The sequence below is a fragment of the Amycolatopsis sp. 195334CR genome, assembly GCF_017309385.1.
Classification (GTDB): domain Bacteria; phylum Actinomycetota; class Actinomycetes; order Mycobacteriales; family Pseudonocardiaceae; genus Amycolatopsis.
Genome location: NZ_JAFJMJ010000001.1, coordinates 4132039 through 4156421 on the forward strand (window position 1 = coordinate 4132039; position 24383 = coordinate 4156421).

Annotated in this window: 25 protein-coding genes; 18 read left to right on the top strand and 7 right to left on the bottom strand. The window is 70.9% G+C overall.

All coding sequences use genetic code 11. The features are described from left to right. The first annotated feature begins 32 nt into the window (after positions 1 to 32). The 6 genes from JYK18_RS19910 to JYK18_RS19935 all read left to right on the top strand — a co-directional run bounded on the left by JYK18_RS19910 (position 33) and on the right by JYK18_RS19935 (position 6959). On the top strand, positions 33 to 1040 hold the full coding sequence (locus tag JYK18_RS19910) for a LacI family DNA-binding transcriptional regulator (RefSeq protein WP_374195036.1): 1008 nt from the start codon (positions 33 to 35) through the stop codon (positions 1038 to 1040). Between the two features lie 114 nt (positions 1041 to 1154). Beyond that, a complete protein-coding gene (locus tag JYK18_RS19915; RefSeq protein WP_206803459.1) occupies positions 1155 to 2522 on the top strand; it encodes an ABC transporter substrate-binding protein in 1368 nt (455 codons plus the stop codon). Next, positions 2519 to 3406: a carbohydrate ABC transporter permease gene (locus tag JYK18_RS19920; protein ID WP_206803460.1), complete on the top strand. Its 888-nt coding sequence runs from the start codon at positions 2519 to 2521 to the stop codon at positions 3404 to 3406. The genes JYK18_RS19915 and JYK18_RS19920 overlap by 4 nt, the downstream gene beginning before the upstream one ends. Continuing rightward, the gene (locus JYK18_RS19925) at positions 3403 to 4290 is read left to right on the top strand and encodes a carbohydrate ABC transporter permease (RefSeq protein WP_206803461.1); all 888 of its coding nucleotides are present in this window, start codon (positions 3403 to 3405) and stop codon (positions 4288 to 4290) included. The genes JYK18_RS19920 and JYK18_RS19925 overlap by 4 nt, the downstream gene beginning before the upstream one ends. Before the next feature lie 30 nt (positions 4291 to 4320). Continuing rightward, positions 4321 to 5940, top strand: coding sequence for an alpha-amylase family glycosyl hydrolase (locus JYK18_RS19930; protein WP_206803462.1), 1620 nt, complete (start codon positions 4321 to 4323; stop codon positions 5938 to 5940). Further along, positions 5937 to 6959, top strand: coding sequence for a glycoside hydrolase family 99 protein (locus tag JYK18_RS19935; protein WP_206803463.1), 1023 nt, complete (start codon positions 5937 to 5939; stop codon positions 6957 to 6959). The genes JYK18_RS19930 and JYK18_RS19935 overlap by 4 nt, the downstream gene beginning before the upstream one ends. Before the next feature lie 75 nt (positions 6960 to 7034). Here the strand turns inward: JYK18_RS19935 and JYK18_RS19940 are convergent, their stop codons facing one another. Then, positions 7035 to 8879, bottom strand: a complete 1845-nt coding sequence (locus tag JYK18_RS19940) for a VanW family protein (RefSeq protein WP_206803464.1) — start codon at positions 8877 to 8879, stop codon at positions 7035 to 7037. Between the two features lie 147 nt (positions 8880 to 9026). Between JYK18_RS19940 and JYK18_RS19945 the strand changes: the two genes are divergently transcribed. Beyond that, positions 9027 to 10037: a PHP domain-containing protein gene (locus JYK18_RS19945; RefSeq protein WP_206803465.1), complete on the top strand. Its 1011-nt coding sequence runs from the start codon at positions 9027 to 9029 to the stop codon at positions 10035 to 10037. Positions 10038 to 10066: 29 nt separating this feature from the next. Here the strand turns inward: JYK18_RS19945 and JYK18_RS19950 are convergent, their stop codons facing one another. From JYK18_RS19950 to JYK18_RS19960, 3 genes are read right to left on the bottom strand one after another with little or no spacing between them, the layout of a single operon-like run. Beyond that, a complete protein-coding gene (locus JYK18_RS19950; protein ID WP_206803466.1) occupies positions 10067 to 10657 on the bottom strand; it encodes a TetR/AcrR family transcriptional regulator in 591 nt (196 codons plus the stop codon). 36 nt (positions 10658 to 10693) lie between these two features. Continuing rightward, positions 10694 to 11863 carry a trans-acting enoyl reductase family protein gene (locus JYK18_RS19955; RefSeq protein WP_206803467.1) on the bottom strand — a complete coding sequence of 390 codons (1170 nt, stop codon included), beginning with the start codon at positions 11861 to 11863 and terminating at the stop codon, positions 10694 to 10696. A 10-nt stretch (positions 11864 to 11873) separates the two neighbouring features. Beyond that, positions 11874 to 12578 (bottom strand): TetR family transcriptional regulator, encoded by a 705-nt coding sequence (locus JYK18_RS19960; RefSeq protein ID WP_206803468.1) that lies wholly within the window; start codon positions 12576 to 12578, stop codon positions 11874 to 11876. Between the two features lie 58 nt (positions 12579 to 12636). On the opposite strand from JYK18_RS19960, the gene JYK18_RS19965 reads away from it, so the two are divergent. Beyond that, a complete protein-coding gene (locus JYK18_RS19965) occupies positions 12637 to 13452 on the top strand; it encodes an SDR family oxidoreductase (protein WP_206803469.1) in 816 nt (271 codons plus the stop codon). A 4-nt stretch (positions 13453 to 13456) separates the two neighbouring features. Here the strand turns inward: JYK18_RS19965 and JYK18_RS19970 are convergent, their stop codons facing one another. Beyond that, on the bottom strand, positions 13457 to 13720 hold the full coding sequence (locus JYK18_RS19970; RefSeq protein ID WP_206803470.1) for a hypothetical protein: 264 nt from the start codon (positions 13718 to 13720) through the stop codon (positions 13457 to 13459). A 234-nt stretch (positions 13721 to 13954) separates the two neighbouring features. Here JYK18_RS19970 and JYK18_RS19975 point away from each other — a divergent pair, with 234 nt between their 5' ends. The 6 genes from JYK18_RS19975 to JYK18_RS20000 are packed head-to-tail and all read left to right on the top strand — an operon-like array spanning position 13955 to position 20419. Next, entirely contained in the window at positions 13955 to 14809 is an 855-nt protein-coding gene (locus JYK18_RS19975; protein ID WP_206803471.1) for a fumarylacetoacetate hydrolase family protein, read from the top strand. After that, positions 14809 to 16107, top strand: coding sequence for an enolase C-terminal domain-like protein (locus JYK18_RS19980; RefSeq protein ID WP_206803472.1), 1299 nt, complete (start codon positions 14809 to 14811; stop codon positions 16105 to 16107). Before JYK18_RS19975 ends, JYK18_RS19980 begins: the two co-directional genes overlap by 1 nt. After that, positions 16104 to 16844, top strand: a complete 741-nt coding sequence (locus JYK18_RS19985; RefSeq protein ID WP_206803473.1) for an SDR family NAD(P)-dependent oxidoreductase — start codon at positions 16104 to 16106, stop codon at positions 16842 to 16844. Before JYK18_RS19980 ends, JYK18_RS19985 begins: the two co-directional genes overlap by 4 nt. Before the next feature lie 32 nt (positions 16845 to 16876). After that, positions 16877 to 17914 carry a sugar ABC transporter substrate-binding protein gene (locus JYK18_RS19990; protein ID WP_206803474.1) on the top strand — a complete coding sequence of 346 codons (1038 nt, stop codon included), beginning with the start codon at positions 16877 to 16879 and terminating at the stop codon, positions 17912 to 17914. Beyond that, entirely contained in the window at positions 17911 to 19413 is a 1503-nt protein-coding gene (locus JYK18_RS19995) for a sugar ABC transporter ATP-binding protein (RefSeq protein ID WP_206803475.1), read from the top strand. The genes JYK18_RS19990 and JYK18_RS19995 overlap by 4 nt, the downstream gene beginning before the upstream one ends. Next, on the top strand, positions 19406 to 20419 hold the full coding sequence (locus JYK18_RS20000) for an ABC transporter permease (protein ID WP_206803476.1): 1014 nt from the start codon (positions 19406 to 19408) through the stop codon (positions 20417 to 20419). The genes JYK18_RS19995 and JYK18_RS20000 overlap by 8 nt, the downstream gene beginning before the upstream one ends. A 106-nt stretch (positions 20420 to 20525) precedes the next feature. On the opposite strand, the gene JYK18_RS20005 is transcribed toward JYK18_RS20000, so the two are convergent. Next, positions 20526 to 21218: a FadR/GntR family transcriptional regulator gene (locus JYK18_RS20005; RefSeq protein WP_206803477.1), complete on the bottom strand. Its 693-nt coding sequence runs from the start codon at positions 21216 to 21218 to the stop codon at positions 20526 to 20528. A gap of 69 nt (positions 21219 to 21287) precedes the next feature. Here JYK18_RS20005 and JYK18_RS20010 point away from each other — a divergent pair, with 69 nt between their 5' ends. The 3 genes from JYK18_RS20010 to JYK18_RS20020 all read left to right on the top strand — a co-directional run bounded on the left by JYK18_RS20010 (position 21288) and on the right by JYK18_RS20020 (position 22925). Continuing rightward, positions 21288 to 21614, top strand: coding sequence for an L-rhamnose mutarotase (locus tag JYK18_RS20010; RefSeq protein WP_206803478.1), 327 nt, complete (start codon positions 21288 to 21290; stop codon positions 21612 to 21614). After that, the gene (locus JYK18_RS20015; RefSeq protein WP_206803479.1) at positions 21611 to 22570 is read left to right on the top strand and encodes an aldo/keto reductase; all 960 of its coding nucleotides are present in this window, start codon (positions 21611 to 21613) and stop codon (positions 22568 to 22570) included. The genes JYK18_RS20010 and JYK18_RS20015 overlap by 4 nt, the downstream gene beginning before the upstream one ends. Positions 22571 to 22631: 61 nt before the next feature. Beyond that, positions 22632 to 22925: a WhiB family transcriptional regulator gene (locus tag JYK18_RS20020; protein ID WP_113698167.1), complete on the top strand. Its 294-nt coding sequence runs from the start codon at positions 22632 to 22634 to the stop codon at positions 22923 to 22925. A 16-nt stretch (positions 22926 to 22941) separates the two neighbouring features. Here JYK18_RS20020 and JYK18_RS20025 read toward each other — a convergent pair whose 3' ends face one another. Beyond that, positions 22942 to 23400 (bottom strand): ANTAR domain-containing protein, encoded by a 459-nt coding sequence (locus tag JYK18_RS20025; RefSeq protein ID WP_206803480.1) that lies wholly within the window; start codon positions 23398 to 23400, stop codon positions 22942 to 22944. A gap of 279 nt (positions 23401 to 23679) precedes the next feature. Between JYK18_RS20025 and JYK18_RS20030 the strand changes: the two genes are divergently transcribed. Further along, positions 23680 to 24363 (top strand): response regulator transcription factor, encoded by a 684-nt coding sequence (locus JYK18_RS20030; RefSeq protein WP_307795960.1) that lies wholly within the window; start codon positions 23680 to 23682, stop codon positions 24361 to 24363. Positions 24364 to 24383: the final 20 nt, after the last annotated feature.

Sequence of the window (24383 nt, forward strand, 5' to 3'; positions counted from 1 at the left end):
TACTTGCAACCACCTGTCCCATAATTGCGGGCATGAAACGTCGGATCGCGGAAGTCGCGAAGCAGGTGGGGGTCAGCGAGGCCACGGTGAGCCGGGTCCTCAACGGCAGGCCGGGGGTCGCCGAGAGCACGAGGACCGCCGTGCTCACCGCGCTCGACGTGCTCGGGTACGAACGCCCGACCCAGCTGCGCGGCGAACGAGCCCGCCTGGTCGGGCTGGTCCTCCCCGAACTGCAGAACCCCATCTTCCCCGCCCTCGCCGAGGTGATGGGCAATGCGCTCGCCCAGCAGGGCTTCACCCCGGTCCTCTGCACCCGCACCGCCGGCGGCGTCTCCGAGGCCGACTACGTCGACCTCCTCCTCCAGCAGCAGGTCTCCGGCGTCGCCTTCGCGGGCGGCCAGTACGCCCAGGCCGACGCCGTGCACACCCACTACCACCGGCTCGTCGAACGCGGCCTGCCCACCATCCTGCTCAACGCCGCCGTCGGCGAGCTCGGCATGCCGCAGGTCTCCTGCGACGACGCGATGGCGGTCGAGCAAGCCATCGGCCACATGCTCTCGCTCGGCCACGAGCGCATCGGCCTGCTGCTCGGCCCGGCCGACCACATGCCCTCCCGCCGCAAGCTCGAGGCCTTCCACGCCTGCCTGGACGCCGCGGGCCTCGACGTCGACCCCGAGGCCGTCGCGCACGGCATGTTCTCGCTGGAAGGCGGCCACGCCGGCGCCGTCCGGCTGCTCAACCGCGGGGTCACCGCCATCCTCTGCGCCAGCGACCCGCTCGCCCTCGGCGCCATCCGCGCGGCCCGGCGCCACGGGCTGGCCGTGCCCGACGACATCTCCGTGGTCGGCTACGACGACTCCGCGCTGATGCAGTGCGTCGACCCGCCGCTGACCACGATCCGCCAGCCGATCGAGGCGATGGGCCGCGCGGTGGTCGAGCTGCTGGTCAAGAAGATCAACGGCGGCCAGGTACCCGCCGAGGAACTGCTGTTCGCGCCCGAACTGGTGGTCCGCAGCTCGACCGGGAGGGTGCCGCACTGATCACCCGGCGTAAGGCTGTCTCATAATTCCAAAACTCTGTCAGCTTCTTGCGGAACACGGCTTCACACTTTAGAGTGACTGCCGTCACAAGAGGCCGGCCGAGAAGAGGCGTCCATGAAGAGTCCGCGCTCCCGCAGAGTCCTGGTTTCCCTGGCCGCGATCGGGCTGGTGGCCACCGTGCCCGCCTGCTCGGGCGGTTCGGGGGAGGAGCGCTCGGGCGACGGCAGGCTCAAGGTCTCGATCAACGGCCAGCCGCCGCAGACGCAGGCCTTCGAGCGGATGATCTTCGACCAGGACGTGGCCGAGTTCGAGGCCGCCCACCCGGACATCGACCTCGAACCGCACGAGGGCTTCATGGAGGTCGAGTCCTTCTCCGCGAAGCTGGCCGGCGGGCAGCTGGAGGACGTCTACTACGTCTACTTCACCGACCCCGCGCAGATCATCGCCCGCCGCCAGGCCGCCGACATCACCGACGCGGTCAAGGACCTGCCGCACGTCGACCAGCTCCAGCCGCAGCTGCTGGACGTCTTCCGCGGCGAGGGCGGCAAGCTCTACGGCCTGCCGACCGCGAACTACTCGATGGGCCTGGTCTACAGCCGCCCGCTGTTCACCAGGGCCGGGCTCGACCCGGACAACCCGCCCCGCACCTGGGCCGAGGTCCGCGCCGCCGCCGACAAGATCGCCGCGCTCGGTGACGGCGTGGTCGGCTACGCGGACTTCAGCAAGGGCAACCAGGGCGGCTGGCACCTGACCGCCTGGCTCAACTCCCTCGGCGGCCAGATCGCCCGCAAGGAGGGCGACGGCTGGAAGGCCGACTTCAACAACGACCTCGGCCGCACCGCGCTCGACCACCTCAAGCAGATGCGCTGGACCGACGACTCGATGGGCAGCAAGCAGCTCCTGCAGGACGCCGACGCGCAGCGCATGATGGGCGCCGGCCAGCTCGGCATGTACCTGGCCGCGCCGGACAACATCCCGACGCTGGTCAAGCAGTTCAACGGCAAGTACGAGGACTACGGCCTGGCCCCGGTGCCCGAGGGCAGGGGCACGCTGATCGGCGGCGAGGGCTACATGGTCAACCCGAAGGCGTCGCCGGAGAAGATCAAGGCCGGGCTCACCTGGATCCAGTGGAAGTACCTCAACCCGGACCGGTTCGACTCCTTCACCAAGCGCTACGCCGACGGTCAGCAGCCGGTCGGCCTGCCCGCCCTGCCGAACCCGGACATCTGGACCGGTGCCCTGCGTGACCAGCAGGAAGCGGTCAAGGCGAAGTACGCGAACGTGCCCGCGCAGAACTACGCCGCCTACCTCAACGCGAGCACCACCATCAAGGGCCACCTCGAACCGCCGAGCGCCCAGCAGGTCTACGCCACCCTCGACACGGTGATGCAGGCGGTGCTGACCGATCCGGCGGCGGATCCGGCGGCCCTGCTCAGCGCCGCGGAGTCGAAGGTCAACGCCACCCTGGCCCAGATCAGGTGAGCACGACGGCCAGGCGGCGCCGCAGGCTCGCCGAGAACGTCACGGCTTACGGCCTGCTCAGCGCCGCGCTGGTCGTCTTCGCCCTGTTCTCCTGGTTCCCCATCGTGCGCGGCGTGGTGCTCAGCTTCCAGCAGGTGAACTTCGTCGACGCCCCGGAGTGGGTCGGCCTGGAGAACTTCGAGCTGCTCTTCGCCGACCCGCTGTTCGGCGTGGCCTGGCGCAACACCCTGCTGTTCACCGGGCTGGCGCTGGTCTTCGGCTTCGCCATCCCGTTCCTCACCGCGGTGCTGCTCAACGAACTGCGGCACGCGCGGGCGTACTTCCGGCTGGTGGTGTACCTGCCGGTGATGCTGCCACCGGTGGTCACCGCGCTGCTGTGGAAGTGGTTCTACGACCCGGGTCCCGGCCTGTTCAACGAAGGGCTGCGCGCGGTCGGGCTGCCCGGCTCGGCCTGGCTCGACTCCGGCGACACCGCGATGCTGTCCCTGGTCCTGGTCTCGACCTGGGCGAACATGGGCAGCACCACGCTGATCTACCTGGCCGCGCTGCAGACCATTCCCGGTGATCTGTACGAGGCCGCCGAACTGGACGGCGCCGGGATCTGGCGGCGGCTGTGGCACGTCACCGTGCCGCAGACCCGGTTCGTGCTGCTGGTGCTGCTGCTGATGCAGGTGGTGGCGACCATGCAGGTGTTCACCGAGCCGTTCGTGATGACCGGCGGCGGCCCGGACGACTCCACCGTCACCGTGCTCCTGCTGCTCTACCGGTACGCGTTCGTCTACAACGACTTCGGCTCGGCGAGCGCGCTGAGCCTGCTGCTGTTCATCGCGCTCGGGGTGTTCTCGGCTGCGTACGTCCGGATCACGAAGAGGAGCGCGGAATGAAGGGCGCACCCGGACCGCGCACGCTGGTCTCCCCGTCGCAGCTGCGCAGCACCCGCGGCAAGGTCGTCTACTGGGTGGTCTTCTCGCTGGTGCTGATCGCGTTCACGCTGGCCTTCCTGTTCCCGCTGTACTGGGCGGTGACCGGGGCGATGAAAACGCCGGACGAACTCGCGCGCGTGCCACCGACCGTGGTGCCCGAGCAGTGGCACCCGGAGACCTTCGCGCAGGCTTGGGACGAGCTGGACCTGGGCCGGTACTTCCTGAACACGATCGTGGTGGCGGGCGGGGCCTGGCTGCTGCAGCTCGCCGTCGCGGTACCGGCCGCGTTCGCGCTGTCGAAACTGCGCCCGGTGCTCGGTGGCGCGGTGCTCGGGCTGATGCTGGCCACGCTGATGCTGCCCGCGTCGGCGTTGCTGGTGCCGACCTACCTGACCGTGTCCGACGTGCCGCTGCTCGGGGTCAACCTGCTCAGCACCCCGGCCGCGATCTGGCTGCCCGCCGCCGCCAGCGCGTTCAACATCTACCTGCTCAAGCGGTTCTTCGACCAGATCCCGGACGAGCTGATCGAGGCCGCCACCATCGACGGCGCCGGGCCGGTGCGCATCCTGCTCCGCATCGTGCTGCCGATCTCGCGCCCGGTGCTCGCGGTGGTCTCGATCTTCGCCGTGGTCGCGGCGTGGAAGGACTTCATCTGGCCGCTGCTGGTGTTGCAGGACCCCGGCACGCAGACGTTGTCCGTGCTGTTGCAGCGGGTCGCCCCGGATCTCCGGCTCGACCTGCTGGTCGCCGGGCTGGTGCTGGCCAGCCTGCCGATGGTGGGGCTGTTCCTGGTCTTCCAGAAGCAGATCCTCGCCGGACTGACCGCGGGCAGCCTCAAGGGCTGACCCCGCACCCGACACCAGAAAGGTGCTGCAGTGAGCGAATCCCCCCAGTGGTGGCGTCAGGCGGCGATCTACCAGGTCTACCTGCGGAGCTTCGCCGACGGGGACGGTGACGGCATCGGCGACCTCGCCGGGGTGCGGGCCCGGCTGGGCTACCTCGCGGACCTCGGCGTGGACGCCATCTGGTTCACCCCGTGGTACCCGTCCCCGATGGACGACGGCGGGTACGACGTCGCCGACTTCCGCGACATCGAGCCGACCTTCGGCACGCTCGCCGACGCCGAGCGCGTGCTCGACGAGGCCCGCGCGCTCGGCCTCAAGGTGATCATCGACATCGTGCCGAACCACTGCTCGGACACCCACCGGTGGTTCACCGCCGCGCTCGAGGCCGGGCCGGGTTCGCCGGAGCGGCAGCGGTTCTGGTTCCGCGACGGCCGCGGCCCCGACGGCGCCGAGCCGCCCAACAACTGGCGCTCGCGCTTCGGCGGCTCGGCCTGGACGCGGGTGGTCGAGCCGGACGGCTCGCCCGGCCAGTGGTACCTGCACCTGTACAGCTCGCGGCAGCCGGACCTGAACTGGGAGAGCCGGGAGGTGCGCGCCGAGTTCGAGGACATCCTGCGGTTCTGGTTCGACCGCGGTGTCGACGGCTTCCGCATCGACGTGGCCGACGGCCTGGTCAAGGACCCGGACCTGCCGGACGTCGAGCCCGGCGACGAGACCCCGTTCTCCGACCAGGAGGGCGTGCACGAGATCTACCGCGCCTGGCGGCGGATCGCGCGGAGCTACCCGGCCGAGCGCCTGCTGGTGGGGGAGATGTGGCTGCCGGACCTGCGGCGGTCGGCGCGTTACCTGCGCGACGACGAGATGCACGCCGCGTTCAACTTCGACTTCCTGGTCTGCCCGTGGGACGCCGGCCGGTTCCGCGAGGTGATCGACCGGACGCTGGAGTCGCACGAGGAGGTCGGCGCCCCGCCGTCGTGGGTGCTGTCGAACCACGACGTGACCCGCCCGGTCACCCGGTACGGGCGTGCCGGGGACACCGGGTTCAGCTTCGCCGACCGGCTGCACGGCACGCCGGTGGACCGCGAACTCGGCACCCGGCGGGCGCGGGCGGCGGCGTTGCTGGCGATGTCGCTGCCCGGCGGGATCTACCTGTACCAGGGCGAGGAACTGGGTTTGTGGGAGATCGAGGACATTCCCGGCGAGCTGCGACAGGACCCGGTGTGGGAGCGCAGTGACCACGCCGATCCCGGCCGCGACGGGTGCCGGGTGCCGATGCCGTGGTCCGGTGCGCGGCCGCCGTTCGGGTTCAGCGGGGAGGACGCGGAGAAGGAGCCCTGGCTGCCGCAACCGTCGGAATGGGCTTCGTACACCGCCGAAGCGCAGGCGATCGACCCCGGTTCGGTGCTCTCGTTGTATCGATCGGGTTTGCGGTTGCGGAAACTCGCGGAGGGTGAACTGCGGTGGCTCGACCAGGCGCCGGGTGTGCTCGCGTTCCAGCGGGGTTCGTTCGCCTGCTTGCTGAACTTCGCCGAGGAGCCGGTTCCCCTGCCGGAACACCGGGAAGTGCTGTTGTCCAGTTCGCCGCTGGTGGACGGGGCCCTGCCCGCGGACACGGCGGTGTGGTTGCGCCTGGAGGGCGGTTCCCGATGAGGATCCTGCTCGCGGTGATCATGGCGCTGGCCGTGCTCACCACGCCCGCCGCAGCGGAACCCGTTGCGCTGTCGGAGAAGACGCACATCTTCTATTACCCGTGGTACGGCAACCCGGAGGGTCACGGGTCCTACCGGCACTGGCCGCAGGGCGGGCACCAGCCGCCGCAGGACATCGGCGCGGACTTCTACCCGTCGCTGGGCCCGTACGACTCCGGTGACTTCGCCGGCGCGGTGGACCAGCACATGGCGTGGATCCAGCGCGCCGGCGTGGGCACGCTCGTCTACAGCTGGTGGGGTCGTGGGTCCTATGAGGACGGTCTGGTGGAAGGTGTGCTGGCGGCCGCGGCGAAGTACGGGCTGAAGGTGGCCTGGCACCTGGAACCGTACGGCGGCCGGACCGCGCAGTCCACTGTGGACGACATCGCGTACATCAACCAGCGCTACGGGTCGAGCCCGGCCTTCTACCGCGACGCCGCCCACGGCAACCGGCCCGCGTTCTACGTGTTCGACAGCCTCTCGGTGGCCGACTGGTCGCCGATCGGACCGTTGCGGGCGAACAACATCGTGCTCGCGCAGACCACCGACCTGAGCCGGGTGACGCACTTCGGCGGCATCTACACCTACGACGTGCTCGCCACGATGAACCCGGTGGGGTGGCGGGGAATCGCCGACTACGCCCGGGCGAACGGCCTGGTGTGGGCGCCGTCGATCGGCCCCGGCTACGTCGACGACCGGGCCGTACCCGGGAACACCACGCCGACTCTGGCCCGCGACAACGGCAAGACCTACGACACGCAGTGGTCGACGGTTCTCGACCCGGCGAACGGGGGTGAGCCGGACTGGGTGTCGATCACGTCGTTCAACGAGTGGCACGAGGGTTCGACCCTGGAACCAGCCAGCTCGGCGCCCCCGTCAGGCCACGGCTACCAGACCTACGACGGCGCCTACGGCCAGACCGGCGCCGCCGCGGAAACCGCCTACCTGGACCGAACCGCCCACTGGACCGCCCAGTTCTGAGGACCCCGAATGCTATGAGTGGGGCATTACTTGCATTGACCGCAAGTAATGCCCCACTCATAGCATTGGCTCGGGTCAGGCTCCCGGGCAGACGATCTTCGGCTGCGGGTTGTACTTGACGTTCCTCGGCTCCCGCTTGACCTCGCGGCCCGAGGCGGCGTCCCGCAGGACACGCGTGTCGCTCACGGTGAAGCCCTGCGCACCGGCGCTCGGCTGGCAGTTCTCCGCCGGGCCCTGCTTCTCCTGCGGCTCGGTGAAGTTGTGCCGCTCACCCGGCACCGACTCCACGTTGTACCGCTTGGTACCCCACAGCTTCACCGTGATCGACGACGAGTTCCAGATGGTCTGGATGGCCACGCCGGTCTCGCTGTCGTTGGTGAACTTCAGGTCGATCACGCTGCCACCGCTGTGGTTCTGGAACACGGTCGCCTCGCGCGCCGGCGGGTACCGGCTGATGTAGTAGCTGTGCTCCTTGTGCCCCGCGTCCTTCATGCCCGCGAAGTAATAGGCGTTGTAGAGCGTGGTGGCGAACTGCGAGATGCCACCGCCGACCTCGCGGCCGGGCGCGCCGTCGGAGATCACGCCCGCCTCGACGTAACCCTGCGCCTTCGTGCGCGGGCCGGTGAACCCGTTGAGGCTGAAGGTGTCACCCGGCTTGACGATGGCGCCGTTGACCTTCTCCGCGACCACGCGGATGTTCACGCCCGAGTCCTGCGCGAAACCCTTCGTGGTGAACTCGCCGATCACCTCGGTGATGCCGAGCTTGTTCGCCTCCTCGGTGGTCACCTTGGCCGGCTTGTTCTCGTAGACCGCCTTGACCTCGCGGACCTCCGGCTGCTTGAGCACCTCGGGCAGCGGCACCAGGGTCGGCTCCCAGTTGATCTTCTTGCCGTCCTCGGACGGGTGCACCGCGGGCTTGCCGCCCTCGAAGACGATCTCCGCGTCGCGCCCCTCCTTCTCGGTGGAGGCGAGCTGCGGCAGCGCGGCTTCGGCGAACTTGCCGTTGTCGATCTTCGGGACCAGTGCGCCGTCCTCGGCCACCTCGAAGGTGATCGTCTTGCCGATGGCGTCCGGCGCGACCTTCGCGTCCTTGCCCTCGCCCTTGACCGTCACCGGCGCCGACACCGCGGGCTTGGCGAACTGCTCCAGCGCCGCCCGCACGCTCTCCGGCGAGGACTTCACCGGGGTCAGCCCGACCGGCAGCTCCAGCACCTGGCCGGACGCCCACTGCGAGAGCAGCAGCTGCGAGGCGGCGGGCACGTCCAGCGCCTGGCCCTGCTTCGGGTCCACCGGGACCGGCGTCGCGCCGTCGAAGGTGATCGTGCCCTCGACCGGACCGCGGTCGACCTGGGCGCGCAGGTTCTCCATCGCCGGGGTCAGCGTGGCCTGGTCGGCGTTGGTGGCCAGGCCGGTCTCGCGGGTGGTGAAGAACGAGGCGATGCGGGCGAACGGGTTCAGCGGCTGCTCGCCGGCGCGGTCCAGGGTGGCAGGCCAGTCCAGGATCAGCCCGGTCTCGCGCGGGTCGAGGGTGTGCTCGACGTCGCCGGCGCGGACCCGGACCGGCTGGTTCAGCCGCGGCTCCAGCTGGCCGCGCAGCTCCTGCTCGGCGTTTTCCCGGCTCATGCCGCCGACGTCGACCCCGGCCACGGTCACCCCGCGCGGCACGTCCCCGGAGTTGATCAGCAGGTCGGCGCCGTAGAGCACGACGAACGCGCCGAGCACGGCACCGGCGATCAGCCCGCCGCGCTTGAGCTTGCGCTTGCGCTCGGAACCGTCGTCCTCCGGTTCGACCTGGTGCACGAACGCGGTCTGCGTGCCGAACGCGTCGGTCTGCTCGGGGTCGACGAGCTTGCCGGAGACCGCGGGGAACACGTCGGTCTCCTCGGACCGGGAACCGGGCCACTGACTGTCTTGCGGCAAGACTTCGCTCCTGTTCGCGATGGCGCCGTCGGAAACATGGGCGTCCACCACAAGATACGTGGCTCCACCATGGTGACTTCGCCTCACCCTTGTGTGGGAGGGGCGTGCTCGCTCCGGCAACGGGCGCGGGTCCGGCAGAATCACCGCATGGAACCCTCCCGGGCACTGCGAGACATCGCCTACGAACTGGAGAAGCGCGGGGAGCCGACCTACCGGGTCCGCGCCTTCCGCAACGCGGCTTCGGTGGTGGACAAGCTCACCCCGGAACGGCTGGCCGAACTGGCCCGCACCGGCAGGCTGACCGCGCTCAAGGGCATCGGGGCCGCGACCGCTTCGGTGATCGAGGACGTGCTGGCCGGGAACGTGCCCGAGTACCTGCGCAAGGTGGAGGCGGAGGAGGCCCCGGAACTGCCGGACGGCGGTGACCTGCTGCCCGCGTTGCGTGGTGACTGTCACACCCATTCGGACTGGTCGGACGGCGGCAGCCCGATCGCCGAGATGGCCGAGGCGGCCAGGGCGCTCGGCCACGAGTGGATGGTGCTGACCGATCACTCCCCGCGACTGACCGTGGCGAACGGGCTGTCCGCGGAGCGGCTGGCCCAGCAACTGGTGGTGGTGGCCGAGCTGAACAAGGAACTGGCCCCGTTCCGGATCCTCACCGGGATCGAGGTGGACATCCTGCTCGACGGCGCGCTCGACCAGGACGAGGACCTGCTGTGGGAGCTGGACATCGTGGTCGCCAGCGTGCACTCCGAGCTGCGGATGGCGCGCAAGGAGATGACCGCGCGGATGCTGGCGGCGGTGTCGAACCCGCGGGTCAACGTGCTGGGGCACTGCACCGGCCGGAAGGTCGCCGGGCGCAACCGGCCGGAGTCGGAGTTCGACGCGGTCAAGGTGTTCGAAGCCTGCCGGGACAACGGGGTCGCGGTGGAGATCAACTCGCGCGTGGACCGGCTGGACCCGCCGAAACGGCTGCTCAAGCAGGCGGTGGAGATCGGCTGCGAGTTCGCCGTCGACAGCGATGCGCACGCGCCGGGGCAGCTGGCGTGGAAGGCGCACGGGTGCGCACGCGCACTGGAGTGCGGGGTCGGCATCGACCAGGTGATCAACACGCGCACTGCGGACGACCTGCTGGCGTGGCGGCAACCGCGGGGTTAGGCGGAGACCGCGGGCGTGACCTGCCGGGCCTAGGACCTGCCGGCGAACATCCGCATCACCTCGGTCAGCACGCCGACCGGGATGCTCGGGTCGATCGCGCGCTGCACCCCGAGGCCGATGCCCAGGCTGAGCAGCGCGGTCGCGCAGTCCTCGGCGGGCATCGGCAGCTCGATGCCGTACTCCTCGGTGTGCTTGGCCAGCACCCCGGTGATGGTGTCGCGGATGGCCTTGTCGCGGATCGCCAGCTCGTCGCGCAGGCGCGGATCCCGGCGCACGTTGGTGGCGAACTCCACCTCCAGCGCGGTCCACGCCTGATCGCCGATGCTGCGCTCGGCCCAGCGCTGGAAGGCGTCGAACATCGCGTCCAGCTCGGTGACGCCGTCGAGCGAGGCGGAGAGCTGTTCGGCCTGCTCGGCGTGGATCGCGTCGAGCACGGCCAGGCACAGCTCGTCCTTGTTGCGGAAGTTCGAGTAGACCGCGCCCTTGGAGTACCCGGCCTCGTCGGCCACCTTCTCCAGTGACGTCGCGGTGTACCCCTCGCGCAGGAACAGGTCTTTCGCGCCGGCGATCAGCTGCTCGCGGGTGCGGGCCTGGCTTTCCGCGCGGGTGAGTCGGGGCATGCCGGTCAGCCTAAGCGGTTACCCCGACAGTCCGGGTCAGTTCCGCACCACCCGGAACACGATTCCCGCGTCGACCAGGCGTTTCACCAGTGCGTCGCCCATTGCCACGGCGGTGGTGAGCTGGCCGGACACCGCGGGCAGGTCGTCCAGCGCCAGGCACATCGCGGACTCACCGAGCATCTTGGCCGTCTCGTCGTACCCGGGGTCACCGCCGGCCACTTCGGTGACCACCCGGCGCCCGCCGCCGCTGCCGTGGAAGCGCACCTTGAACCACGACCGCGCCCGCTTCTCCTCGTCCGGCCCGCCACCGGGGCCGACGAGCTTGATCAGCGCCTTCCGCGCGGGCGGCAGCTGCGCCAGCGCGAACACCGCGCCCAGGCCCACGGCCCCGGCGACCACGGTCGGCAGCCGCTTGACCGACATGAACTGCCGGTAGGTGAAGTCCGGCCCGTACTCGTCCAGCTCGGCCGCCGACCGCGCGACGATCTGCGGGTCGATGGTGGTCATCGGCACCGCCCACCGGCCGCTTTCCGCGTCGCGGTGCGGGGTTCCGACGACCGTGCGGGCGCGCCTGCCGGTCGGCCGCTCCTCGGCCCGCGCCCGCTGCTTGGCGATCTGCGTCATTTCGAACAACCGGGAGAACACGGTGATCGCGGAGGCGAAGGTGCCGCCGGAGAACGTCGCCCCGGCGCGGACGTACCCCTTCAGTTCGATTTCCGCGTCCCGCGGCAGCTTCTGCACGGTGTAGAGCGCGCCGAGGTCGTAGGGGATCGAGTCGAACCCGCACGCGTGCACCAGCCGCGCCCCGGTTTCCCGCGCGAGGCCGTCGTACCGCAGGTACATGCGGTCGACGAACTCCGGTTCGCCGGTCAGGTCGGCGTAGGCCGTGCCGTGCTCGGCGCAGGCGGCGACCAGCGGTTCGCCGTAGGTCAGGTACGGGCCGACCGTGGTGGCGACCACGCGGCTGGTCGCGGCCACCTCGGCGAGCGACGCGGCGTCGCCGATTTCGGCGTGCAGCAACGGCATCTCCGCCCAGCGCGGGTGGATCGCGGCCAGCTTGCCGCGCACGGCCTCCAGCTTCGCGCGGTTGCGCCCCGCCAGCGCGAGGCGGAAGCCCTCCGGCGCGTGGCGGGCCAGGTACTCGGCGGTCAGCGCCCCGGTGAAACCGGTGGCGCCGAACAGGGTCACGTCGTGCCGGCGCTCCATCGGGTCCCTTTCAGTCGTGTTCGGACAGCAGTCGCAGGGTCCGTTCGCTGACCGCGACCGGCTGGTCGGGGTCGAGCACGATGCCCTCGGTACGCAGTGCGCCGTCGACCGCGCTCCACAGCAGTGCGGTCAGGTACTCGGTCAGGCTTTCGCGGCTCATCGTGCGGCGGTCCAACCACCACTCGGTGGCGGCCTCGACCGCCCCGACGATGCCGTGCGCCCACACCTCGGCGCCACCGCTGTCCGCCTTCCGCGCCCGCAGTTCGTCGGTGAAGATCGTCGCGATCACCGCCGCGAGCACCTTCTTGTCCTCGGCCACCGGATCGGCGCCGTCGCCGAGTTCGAGCCGCCGCCGCGCGCCGAGGAAGCGGAACACCTGCGGGTGCTCGTCGACCAGGCCCAGGTAGGCCGCCAGCGCCTGGCGGACGCGCTGGTGGATCGGCGCCGGTTCGGTCAGCGCGGGCTCCAGCCGTTCCCAGAGCATGCGCGAGGTGCGGTCCACGATCGCGCCGAACAGGTCGGCCTTGTCCGCGAAGTGCCGGTACAGCCGGGGTTTCGACACTCCGGCGGCCGCGGCGATCTCGGCCATGCCCGCGCGCGGGCCGTGCTCGGCCAGCGCCGCGAACGCCGCGTCGACGAACTCCGCCCGGCGAGCCACCCGATGGGCTCGCCAGCGCTCCGACCGGCCGTCGACCCGGTTGACACCCTCCGGCATGCCTTGGATAGTACTTCAGGTAACAGGTACCGGCAGTATCCCGTAAAAGGAGCACGGCATGCGCCAGTTCGCGGGCAAGGTCGCGGTGATCACCGGTGCGGGCTCGGGCATCGGCCGGGCGCTCGCGCTGAACCTGGCCGCCCGCGGTGCCCGGCTCGCACTGTCCGATGTGGACAGCGCGCGGGTGGCGGACACGGTGGCGCTGTGCGAGAAAGCCGGTGCCGAAGCGCGGTCCTACGTGCTCGACGTGGCCGACCGCCAAGCCGTGCTGGCGCACGCCGACGCGGTGCGCGCCGACTTCGACCGGGTGAACCTGGTGGTGAACAACGCCGGCGTGGCGCTGATGGCGGACTTCGCCTCGATGAGCTGGGAGGACCTCGACTGGATCGTCGGGATCAACTTCTGGGGCGTGGTCCACGGCAGCAAGGCGTTCCTGCCGCACCTGATCGACTCCGGCGACGGCTACCTGGTCAACATCTCCAGCGTCTTCGGCCTGATCGCGGTGCCGACCCAGTCGGCGTACAACGCGACGAAGTTCGCCGTGCGCGGGGTGACCGAGGCGCTGCGCCAGGAAATGCGCATCGCCGGGCACCCCGTCGGCGTCAGCTGCGTGCACCCCGGCGGCATCAAGACGAACATCGCCCGTGACGCGCGCGGGGTCCCGGACGGCGACGCCGATGCGGCCGCGAAGCGGTTCGACCGCATGGCGGGCACCACCCCGGAATCGGCCGCGCGCACCATTCTCCGCGGGGTGGGGCGCGAGCAGGCGAAGATCCTGGTCGGTCCGGACGCCTACCTGCTCGACGCCATGCCCAGGGTGCTGGGCTCGGCCTACCAGCGCATCGTCAGCGCGGTGGCCAAGCGCAGCGTCTGAGCGATCACCTCGGGTAGTTGACCCACAGCTCCCAGCGCGGCGGGTCGCCCATCCAGAAGCAGCGGAAGGTCAGTCCCGGCTTGCTGAACTGGAGCTGCTGCCCGGCCTGCTGGCAGGACAACTCGTTGGGATGGGTGGAATCCCAGTTCGACGGGCTCATCGGCGCGTAGACCGGCGGCGCCTGCCCGGCCGACGCCACCGGTGCGGTGGCGAACAGCGCGGCCACGGCCGCCACGGCGAGACCCGTTCTGCGCAGCGTGTTCTTCATCTTCTTTACCCCCAGTCGGTTGAATGGCCGAAAATAGCCGGTTCGTCCCGAACCGGCCACCGGTTTGCCGGAACGCGGGCTTGTCCGCGCTCGCCGCCGCGTGCTGGAGTTGAGGTGTCGTCCAGGCAGTCGGGAAACTGATCGGATCAATCTGCGGCTTTGTCTGCTCCTCCTCTAGATCTGACCCATCGTGGTGCGGTATACATCGGATGTCTGCTCGAGGAAGGAAGACCTGTGCAGCTGCTGCGCCTCGGTGATCCCGGTGCCGAACGGCCCTTTGTCCGCTCGGCCGGAGGAGTTCTGTACGACCTCAGCCCGCTCACCGCCGACATCGACGGCGCCTTCCTGGCGGCGGACGGCCTTTCCCGGGCCCGTGCCGCGGTCGAAGCGGGTGAGCTGCCTTCGGCGAGCGAGTCCGGTCAGCGCGTCGGCCCGCCGATCGCGCGGCCCGGCAAGGTGGTCTGCGTCGGGCTGAACTACCGGCGCCACGCCGAGGAGACCGGCGCGCCGATCCCGGACGAACCGGTCCTGTTCATGAAGGCACCCGACGTGGTGGTCGGACCACACGACCCCGTGCTCGTCCCGCGCGGGTCCACGGCCACCGACTGGGAGGTCGAACTGGGCGTGGTGATCGGGAAGACCGCCCGCTACCTGGACCGCCCGGACGACGCCCTCGCGCACGTGGCCGGGTACGTGATTTCCCACGACGTAACGGAACGCGCCTACCAGTTCGAGCGCGGGGGCACCTGGGACAAGGGCAAGTCGTGCGAGAACTTCAACCCGCTCGGACCGTGGCTGGTGCCCGCCGAGGACGTCGGCGACCCGCAGGACCTCGCGCTCTCGCTGACCGTCAACGGCGTGGTGCGCCAGCAGTCCACCACCAAGGACATGATCTTCACGGTGGCCGAAGTGGTGCACTACCTCAGCCAGTTCATGGTGCTGCGGCCCGGCGACCTGATCAACACCGGCACGCCGGAGGGTGTCGCGCTCGGCCGGCCCGAACCCAAGCCGTACCTGCGGGCCGGGGACGTGGTGGAACTGGAGATCGCCGGGCTCGGCACCCAGCGACAGCGCGTGGAGCAGGCCTGATGGCGCGCATCACCGGGATGGAAGTGCTGGACGTGCGGTTCCCGACCTCGCGGGAGCTGGACGGCTCGGACGCGATGAACCCGGATCCGGACTATTCGGCGGCCTACGTGGTGCTGCACACCGACGGCGGCCCCGACGGCTACGGCCTGACCTTCACCATCGGCCGCGGCAACGACGTGCAGGCGGCGGCGATCCAGTCGCTCGAAGGGCACGTGGTCGGCAAGGCGGTGCCCGAGACCGCGAGCGAGCTGGCCGCGCTGTCCGCCGCGCTGGTCGGGGATTCGCAGCTGCGGTGGCTCGGCCCGGAGAAGGGCGTGGCGCACATGGCGCTCGGCGCGGTGGTCAACGCCGCGTGGGACCTGGCTTCCCGGCGCGCGGGCTGTCCACTGTGGAGGTTCCTGGCGGAGATGAGCCCGGAGGAGATCGCCGGGCTCGTCGACTACCGGTACCTCACCGACGCGCTCACCGAGCAGGAGGCGCTGGACCTCCTGCGGGCCGCCGAACCGGGCCGGGCGCAGCGCACGGAACACCTGCTGGCCAACGGGTACCGCGCCTACACCACCTCACCGGGCTGGCTCGGTTACTCCGACGCGAAGCTCGTCCGGCTGGCCAGGCAGGCGGTGGACGACGGCTTCGACATGATCAAGCTGAAGGTCGGCGGTGATCTCGAGGACGACATCCGGCGGATGAAGCTGGCCAGGGAGGCGGTCGGCGACGGAGTCCGCATCGCGGTGGACGCCAACCAGCGGTGGGACGTCGACGCCGCGGTCCGCTGGATGGGCGCGCTGGCCCCGTTCGACCCGTACTGGATCGAGGAACCCACCTCCCCGGACGACATCCTCGGGCACCAGGCGATCGCCGAGCGCATCGCGCCGATCCGGGTGGCCACCGGTGAGCACGTGCAGAACCGCGTGGTGTTCAAGCAACTGCTGCAGGCCGGCGCGATCTCGGTGCTGCAGCTGGACGCCAGCCGGGTCGGCGGGGTCAACGAGAACGTGGCGATCCTGTTGCTGGCGGCCAAGTTCGGCGTGCCGGTCTGCCCGCACGCCGGCGGGGTCGGGCTGTGCGAGCTGGTCCGGCACCTGGCCATGTTCGACTTCGTGGCGGTGTCGGGCACCGAGACCGACCGGTCCATCGAATGGGTCGACCACCTCCACGAGCACTTCACCGATCCGGCCCGGGTGCGTGCGGGTCGCTACCTGGCGCCGGTGGAGCCGGGCTTCTCGGCCCGGATGCACGACGCCACCCTGCGGCGATTCCGCTTCCCGGACGGTCCCGAATGGACGGAGAACCGATGACTGAGTTCGACGGGCGCGTCGCCGTGGTGACCGGTGGCGCGTCGGGCATCGGCGCGGCGGCCGCCGCCCTGCTGGCTTCGCGCGGGGCGAAGGTCGCCGTGCTCGACCTGAACCCCGGCAGCGACGGTTTCCGGTGCGACGTCAGCGATGACGCGCAGGTGCGGTCCGCGATCGAGGCGGTCGCCGAGCGCTACGGCGGCATCGACGTGCTGGTCAACAACGCCGGGATCGGCGCGCAGGGCGACGTCGCGGCCAACGAAGACGAGGAATGGCACCGGGTGCTCGACGTCAACGTGGTCGGCATGGCCAGGGTGAGCCGCGCCGCGCTGCCGCACCTGCGCCGGTCCGACGCCGCGGCCATCGTCAACACCTGCTCGATCGCCGCCTGGCAGGGCCTGCCCAACCGCGCGCTGTACTCGGCGAGCAAGGGCGCGGTGCTGGCGCTGACCCTGGCGATGGCCACCGACCACCTGCCGGACCGGATCCGGGTCAACTGCGTGTGCCCCGGCACGGCCGACACCCCCTGGGTGGGCAGGCTGCTGGACGCGGCGGCGGATCCGGCGGCCGAACGCGCCGCGCTCGCCGCGCGCCAGCCGATGGGCAGGCTGGTCACCGCCGACGAGGTCGCGCACGCCATCGCCTACCTGGCCGGCCCGGCGGCGGCCTCGACCACCGGCACGGCGCTGGCCGTGGACGGCGGCATGTACGGACTCCGGCCCCGCGGGCCGGTCAACTGACTTTCGTTCGCCTGCCCATCAAGGAGGATGCGGTGTCGAAGAACCTGATCAGGGCGGCGGTCGCGGTGCTCTTGCTCACCGCGACCGCCTGCGGCTCCACAAAGGACAGTGCCGCGCCGGCGGCGGGCGGCGGCGGGCAGGGCGGCCCGGTCGGCGCCACGGTGCCGCTGCTGACCTCCCCGTTCTGGCAGGCCTACAACAACTACGTGCCGCAGATGGCCACCAGCGAGGGCGTCGAAGCGCTGCCGACGGTCAACGCCAACAGCGACCCGACCAAGCTGATCACCGACCTGAACAACCTGCTCAACCAGGGCGTCAAGGGGCTGGTGGTGACCCCGCTCGACTCCGCGGCCGTGGTCGCCGGGCTGGAGCAGGCCGAGCGCAAGGGTGTGCCGGTGGTCGCGGTGGACGTGGCGCCCGAGGGCGGCAAGGTGGCCATCGTGGTCCGCGCGGACAACAAGGCCTACGGCGTCAAGGCGTGCGAGCACATCGGCGGCAAGGTCAGCCAGGGCAAGGTCGTCCAGATCATGGGTGATCTCGCCTCGGTGAACGGGCGCGAGCGGTCGGAAGCCTTCCGCGACTGCGTGAAGACCAAGTTCCCGGCGCTGCAGGTGCTCGAGGTCCCGGCGGAGTGGAAGGCGGACAAGGCGGCGTCCGGCCTGGAGGGTGTGCTCACCTCGAACCCCGACGTCAAGGCGGTGTACATGCAGGCGGGCGGGACCTACCTGGCGCCGACCGTGCAGGCGTTGCAGCGCAAGAACCTCTTCTTCCCGGTGGGCGACCCGAAGCACGTGGTGCTGGTCAGCAACGACGGCATCCCGCAGGAGCTGGAAGCGATCCGCAAGGGCGAGCTGGACGCCACGGTCTCCCAGCCCGCCGACGACTACGCCAGGTACGGCCTGCACTACATCAAGCGGGCGATGGCCGGTGAGGTGTTCAAACCGGGCCCGACCGACCACGGCAGCACCATCGTGGAGACCCGGCCCGGCATCCTGGAGGACCAGCTGCCCGCGCCCGTGGTGACCAAGGACAACGTGGACGACCAGGGCCTGTGGGGCAACCAGCTGTGAGCGCACCGGTCGCGAGCGTGCTGGGCGTCGGCAAGCGGTACGGGCCGACGGTCGCGCTGCACGACGTCAGCCTGACCGTGCGGCCGGGCGAGTCGCACGCGCTGGTCGGCCGCAACGGGGCGGGCAAGTCCACCCTGGTCTCCATCCTCACCGGACTGTCCAAACCGGACACCGGCGCGGTGGGGTTCGGTGGCGAACCGGCGCCGCCGGTGGCCGACCGCGAGGCGTGGCGGGCGCGGGTCGCCTGCGTGTACCAGCACTCCACGGTCATCCCGCACCTGACCGTGGCGGAGAACCTGTTCCTCAACCGCCAGCCCACCGGCCGGTTCGTGATCAGCTGGGCGAAACTGCGGCGGCAGGCGGCGGAACTGCTGGAGTCGTGGCGGGTCTCGGTCGACCCGGACCTGACGGCGGGCGAACTTTCGGTGGAGGACCGCCAGCTGGTGGAGATCGCCCGTGCCTTGTCCTACGGCGCCCGGTTCATCGTGCTCGACGAGCCGACCGCGCAACTGGACAGCCAGGCGATCGACCGGTTGTTCGTGCGCATGCGCGAGTTGCAGGACGGCGGGGTGACCTTCCTGTACATCTCGCACCACCTGCAGGAGGTGCACGAGGTCTGCCAGGCGGTGACCGTGCTGCGCGACGCGCGGCACGTGCTCACCGCCCCGGTCGACCGGCTCAGCCGCGCCGAGCTGATCGACGCGATGACCGGTGAGGAGGGCGGCCTCTCGGTCGCCGACGGTGCCGCCCGCGACCCGTTGCCCGAGGGAACCGCGCTCGCGCTGGAGGTCGACGGCCTGTCCGGGGACTCGTTCGAGGACGTGTCCTTCGGCCTGCGCCGCGGGGAGGTGCTCGGCCTGGCCGGGAGCAACGCCAGCGGCAAGCACCAGGTCGCCGAGACCGTCTACGGCCTGCGTGCCCCGGCCGCCGGTTCGGTGCGGGTGGCCGGAAAACCGCTGCCTGCCGGGGACGTCGCCGCCGCGCTCGCCGCCGGGATCGGTTGTGTGCCAAGGGATCGGCACCACCAGGGGCTGGTGCTCGGGTTGTCCGTCGCGGACAACGCCACGATGACCGTGCTCGACCGGCTCGGCCGCGCGGGCACCGCACCACCCGCCGTGCGCCGGACCGCCACCGAGAAGTCCATTGTGGACTACAGGGTGGTGGCGGCCGGGCCGGACCAGCCGGTGGCCGACCTGTCCGGTGGCAACCAGCAGAAGGTGGTGCTGGCCAGGGCGATGGCCACCGATCCGGCGGTGCTGGTGCTGATCAACCCGACCGCCGGGGTGGACGTGAAGTCGAAGGAGGCGCTGCTCGCGGTGGTCGACCGGGTGCGCGCCGACGGCAAGGCGGTGCTGATCGTCAGCGACGAGCTCGACGACCTGCGGCCGAGCGACCGGGTGCTGGTGCTGCGGGCCGGGCGGCTGGTCGCCGAGCACCAGGCGGGCTGGTCCGACGGCGAACTGGTGGCCGACATCGAAGGGGTGCAACGCGATGACTGAGACGGCGACCCGGCAGCAGGCCGCGCCCGTGGCGGCGTCCCGGCGGCGGCAGCTGCCCCGGCTGCGCGAACTGGCCCTGCTGCCCGCGTTCGGCGTGCTGCTGGTGGTCGGCGGGCTGGTCAACGACCGGTTCCTCACCGCGGACAACCTGATCAGCATTCTCGGCGCGTCGGCCGCGCTGGCGCTGGTGGTGCTCGGCGAGTCCCTCGTGCTGATCTCCGGCAAGTTCGACCTGTCGCTGGAATCGACCGTCGGCATCGCGCCGGTGCTCGGCGCCATGCTGGTCATCCCGGCGGTGGCGGCCGGGTTCGGCACCGAGCTGCCCACCCCGGTCGGGCTGCTGGTGATCGTGCTGGTCGGCGCGGCGATCGGCGCCTTCAACGGGTTCCTGATCGTGAAGTTGCAGCTCAACGCGTTCATCGTGACGCTGGCGATGCTGATCGTGCTGCGGGGCGTGCTGGTCGGGCTGACCGAGGGCAAGACGCTGTTCGAGATGCCGGACGCGTTCTTCGCGCTGGCCACGGAGACCTTCCTCGGCCTGCCCGCGTCGGTGTGGTTGGCCGCGGCGGCCTACGCGATCACCGGGTTCGTGCTGCGGTACCACCGGGTCGGCCGCGCCCTGTACGCGATCGGCGGCAACCGCGACGCCGCGCGGGCGGCGGGCATCCGGGTCGACCGGATCTCGTGGCTGGTCTTCGTGGTGGCCGGCGCGCTCGCTTCGCTCGGCGGGCTGGTGATGACCGGGTACGTCGGCGCGATCAACGCCAACCAGGGCGACGGCATGATCTTCACCGTGTTCGCCGCCGCGGTGATCGGCGGGATCTCCCTGGACGGCGGGCGCGGCACCATGTTCGGCGCGCTGACCGGGGTGCTGCTGCTGGCGGTGGTGGAGAACCTGCTGACGCTGGCGCAGGTGCCCTCGTTTTGGATCCAGGCGCTCTACGGCGGCATCATCCTGATCGCGCTGATGATCGCGCGGTTCACCGGTGGGAAACCGCAGACGTGAGCGGGCCGGGCGCCGCCCGCCCGGCGGCGGCGCTTCGGCCGGTGCGGGCGGATGGGGCAGGCTGCCCGGCGGTGGTGCTCCAGCCGGTGCGGGCCGCCCAACCCGCTCAGGCGGGGTGCTCCGCGGTGCCCAGCGCGTTGCGCAGCCACTGCTCCACCCCGGCCACGTGCACGGTGGCCCACGAGCGCGCGAGTTCCGGCTCGCGGGCGGCGATGGCCTCGTAGATGGCGGTGTGCTGCTCCCTGGTCTTCGCGACCGCGCCCTCCTGGGTGAGGCCGCGCCAGATCCGGGCGCGGGTGGTCGGCCCGGACAGGCTGTCCAGCAGGGAGCACAGCACCGGGTTGCCGGACCCGTCGGCGATCTTGCGGTGGAAGGCGAGGTCGTTGGCCACCAGCGCTTCCACCGTCGGCGCGTCCTCCAGTTCGTCGAGCAGCCTGCGCAACTCGGTGATGTCGGCCTCGGCCATGTGCTGCGCGGCCAGCGCGGTCGCCGCGGGCTCGAGGATCCGGCGCACGGCGAGGAAGTCGAGCACGGTGTCGTCGCGGTGGAAGTCGACCACGAAGGTCATCGCGTCCAGCAGCAGGTTCGGTTCGAGGCTGGTCACGTACGTGCCGTCGCCCTGGCGGACGTCGAGCACGCGGATCAGGCACAGCGCCTTGACCGCCTCGCGCAGCGAACTACGGGACAGGCCGAGGCGCTGGGCCAGCTCCGCCTCCTTCGGCAGCCGGTCGCCGGGGGCCAGCTCGCCGGAGATGATCATGCCCTTGATCTTGTCGATGGCTTCGTCGGTGACCGGCATGGCGCGCCCCTCGATCCGTGCAAACCTCGGATGTTTCGCTGCCCAGATAACCACGAAAGGAGGCGGCCGATGGCGGTACCCCACCCCCAGCGCGTCGCGCTGCACACCCGGTTGAAGCCGGGCATGGAAGCGGAGTACGACCGCGTGCACGCGGCGATCCCGCCCGAGCTGAACGCGGCGCTGCGGGCCGCCGGGGTGCGCTCGTGGCGGATCTGGCGCCACGGCCTCGACCTCTTCCACGTGGTGGAGACCGACGACTACGCCGCGATGCGGCACGCGCTGCGCGAGCACCCGGCGAACGTGGCGTGGCAGGCGCGGATGGCCGAGCTGCTCGCCGTCGAGGACGACTACTCGGGCAACGACTCGGGCCTCGGCCTGGTGTGGGAGCTGCCGTGAAGTTCGGCAGGTGGGGGCTCGGCTGCGCGCAGCTCGGCAATCTCTACACCGCGATCACCGACTCGGCCGCCGCCGCGACCGTCGAGCGGGCCTGGGTGGAGGGCGTCCGCTACTTCGACACCGCGCCGCACTACGGCCTCGGGCTGTCGGAACGGCGGCTCGGCGCCGCGCTGGCCGGGCTGCCCCGGTCCGAGTTCGTGGTGTCCACCAAGGTCGGCAGGCTGCTCGTGCCCGATCCCGCCGGCGCCGGGCGCCGCGACGACCAGGGCTTCGACGTGCCCGCCGCGTACCGCCGGGTCTGGGACTTCAGCCGGGACGGCGTGCGGCGGTCGCTGGAGGCGAGCCTGACCCGGCTGGGCCTCGATCGGGTGGACGTCGTCTACGTCCACGACCCGGACGCGCACTTCGCGGCCGCGCTGGACGGGGCGGTGCCCGCGCTGGCCGAGCTGCGGGACCAGGGCGTGATCGGCGCGGTCGGGGTCGGCATGAACCAGGCCGCGATGCCCGCGGAGTTCGTCCGGCGCGCGGACCTCGACGTGGTGCTGGTGGCCGGCCGGTACACCCTGCTCGACCAGCCCGCGCTGGACGAGCTGCTGCCGTTGTGCGCGGACCGCGGGGTGGCGGTGGTCGCGGCCGGGGTGTTCAACGGCGGCATTCTCGCCACGCCGTCGCCGGGCACGATGTACGACTACGCCGAGGCCCCGCCGGAGCTGGTGGCCAGGGCGGAGCGGATCGCCCGGGTCTGCGCGCGCCACGGCGTGGAACTGCCGCAGGCGGCGATCGCGCTGCCCGCCGGGCACCCCGCGGTGACCTCGGTGCTGCTCGGCGCGCAGTCCCCGGCCCAGGTCAGCGCCAACCTGGCCAGGGCGCGGCGGCCGGTGCCCGCCGGGCTGTGGGCCGAGCTGACCGAGGCGGGGTTGCTCCGTCCGGACGCGGGCTCGCGGGCGGAGGTGTAGCAATCGGGGGAAGTGGGTAACACGCCGTCAGCGACCCAGCTTGATGGCGGAGGTGATCTTCATGGCGGACACGTCTCGGCTCCCCGAGCCCGTCGCGGAGACTTGGGAGTGGCAGCGCAAGGGGAATTGCCGGAACTTCGACAGTTCGATGTTCTTCCACCCGGACGGGGAGCGCGGGTTCGCCCGTGCCGATCGGGTGGCCAGGGCGAAGCAGATCTGTCAGAGCTGCCCGGTGATCGTGGAGTGCAGGCACCACGCGCTGACGGTGGAGGAACCGTTCGGCGTGTGGGGCGGGCTCGACGAGAGCGAACGGCGGGAGGCGATCGCGCGGCGGCGGCAGTTGCCGGTGGCCTGATCGGGCCACGCGGTAGTCACTCCAGCGCCGCCGCCAGCACGGTGTAGGGCGGGATCCAGCCTCGGTCCAGCAGGAGCTTGTGCAGCTCCGAAACGGCCTCCGGGGAACCGCCGGCGAGTTTACGGGCCACCTCCACGAGGGCGGTTTCGAAGTCGCCGGTCAAGGATCCCGCCTCTTCCGTGCCTTCGTCCGCGGCCTGCTTGAGCAGTGACTCGAGCTGGTGGGTCTCCGCCTTCGCGGCGAGCTGGACGAGCAGGTCCGCCACCCGGTGCAGTTTCACGTTGTGCTGCTGCGACAACCGGATCAGCAGGCGGAAGGCCTGTTGCGGGGTGCAGCGGTGCGCCACCACGAGCACGCCCATCGCCTGTTCGATGGTGGCGCGGCTGCGCAGGGCGCGGCGGAGCCCGTCGAGTTCCGCCTGGAGTTCTTTCACCCGGCGCCGCAGTTCGTCGGCGCCTCGGTCTTCGGTGGTCACCTCGCGTTGCCCGCCCCGCTCAGCGTGCGGGGAAACGTCGGCGGTGCATGGAGTGTTCTCCCCTCGGTCGGCAGGCGTGCTGGCTGACGAGGTGACGTGCGGGAGCACGGCACGCAGCGTCTCGCTGCGGCTGCTTGCTCAACCGCTTACCGGTCCAGCTTAAAGATCCCCGCGTCGGGCCTGGAATCGGGGTCCGGCCAGGCAGACTAGTCCGTGATTCTCGTGCAACTGGATGAGGACAAGCACGCTGTGGTGTCGCAGGGTGTTCGGGTGAATCCGGTGCGTGCGTTTCTTGTCGATGATCAGGAGTTGCTGGCGGAGGCGCTGGCGGCGAAGTTGTCCGCCGTGGGGGGCCTGCTGGTGGTCGGGCGGAGCTCGACCACCGACCCGGGCCTGGTCGATGCGGTGGCCCGGTCCCGGCCGCACGTGATCACCGTCGACATCCAGCCGGTGGGGCCGGCCACCGCGAACCTCCTCGGCCGCCTGGGCGCGGCCGCCCCCGACGCCAGGATCGTGGTGCTGACGGGGTCGCACGACCCGGTGCAGGCGGTGGTCGCGGCGCGCTGGGGCGCGACGGCGTGGGTCGGCAAGGACAGTTCGACGGAGCACCTGGTCGCGGTGCTGCACGGGGTGTGTGCCGGGAAGGCGTACTTCTCGCCGGACCTGCTGGGGTTCGTCCTGGCGGAGTTGCGGGCGGATGTGCAGCGGGTGCGGGATTCGAACGGGCCGCTGGACGTGCTGTCCGCGCGGGAGCGGGATGTGCTGCTGGGGATAGTGGAGGGGAAGCGCGGGAGCCAGATCGCGGCGGAGCTGTTCCTGTCGGTCAACACGGTGCGGACGCACACGCACAACATTTTCAGCAAGCTGAAGGTGCACAGCCGCCTGGAAGCCGCGTCGCTGGCGCGCGCGGCGGGGATGCAGCCGCGCATCCATTCGGGGCTGCGGAAGGGGCCGGTACAGTGACGTGGCTGACGCCCGACCGG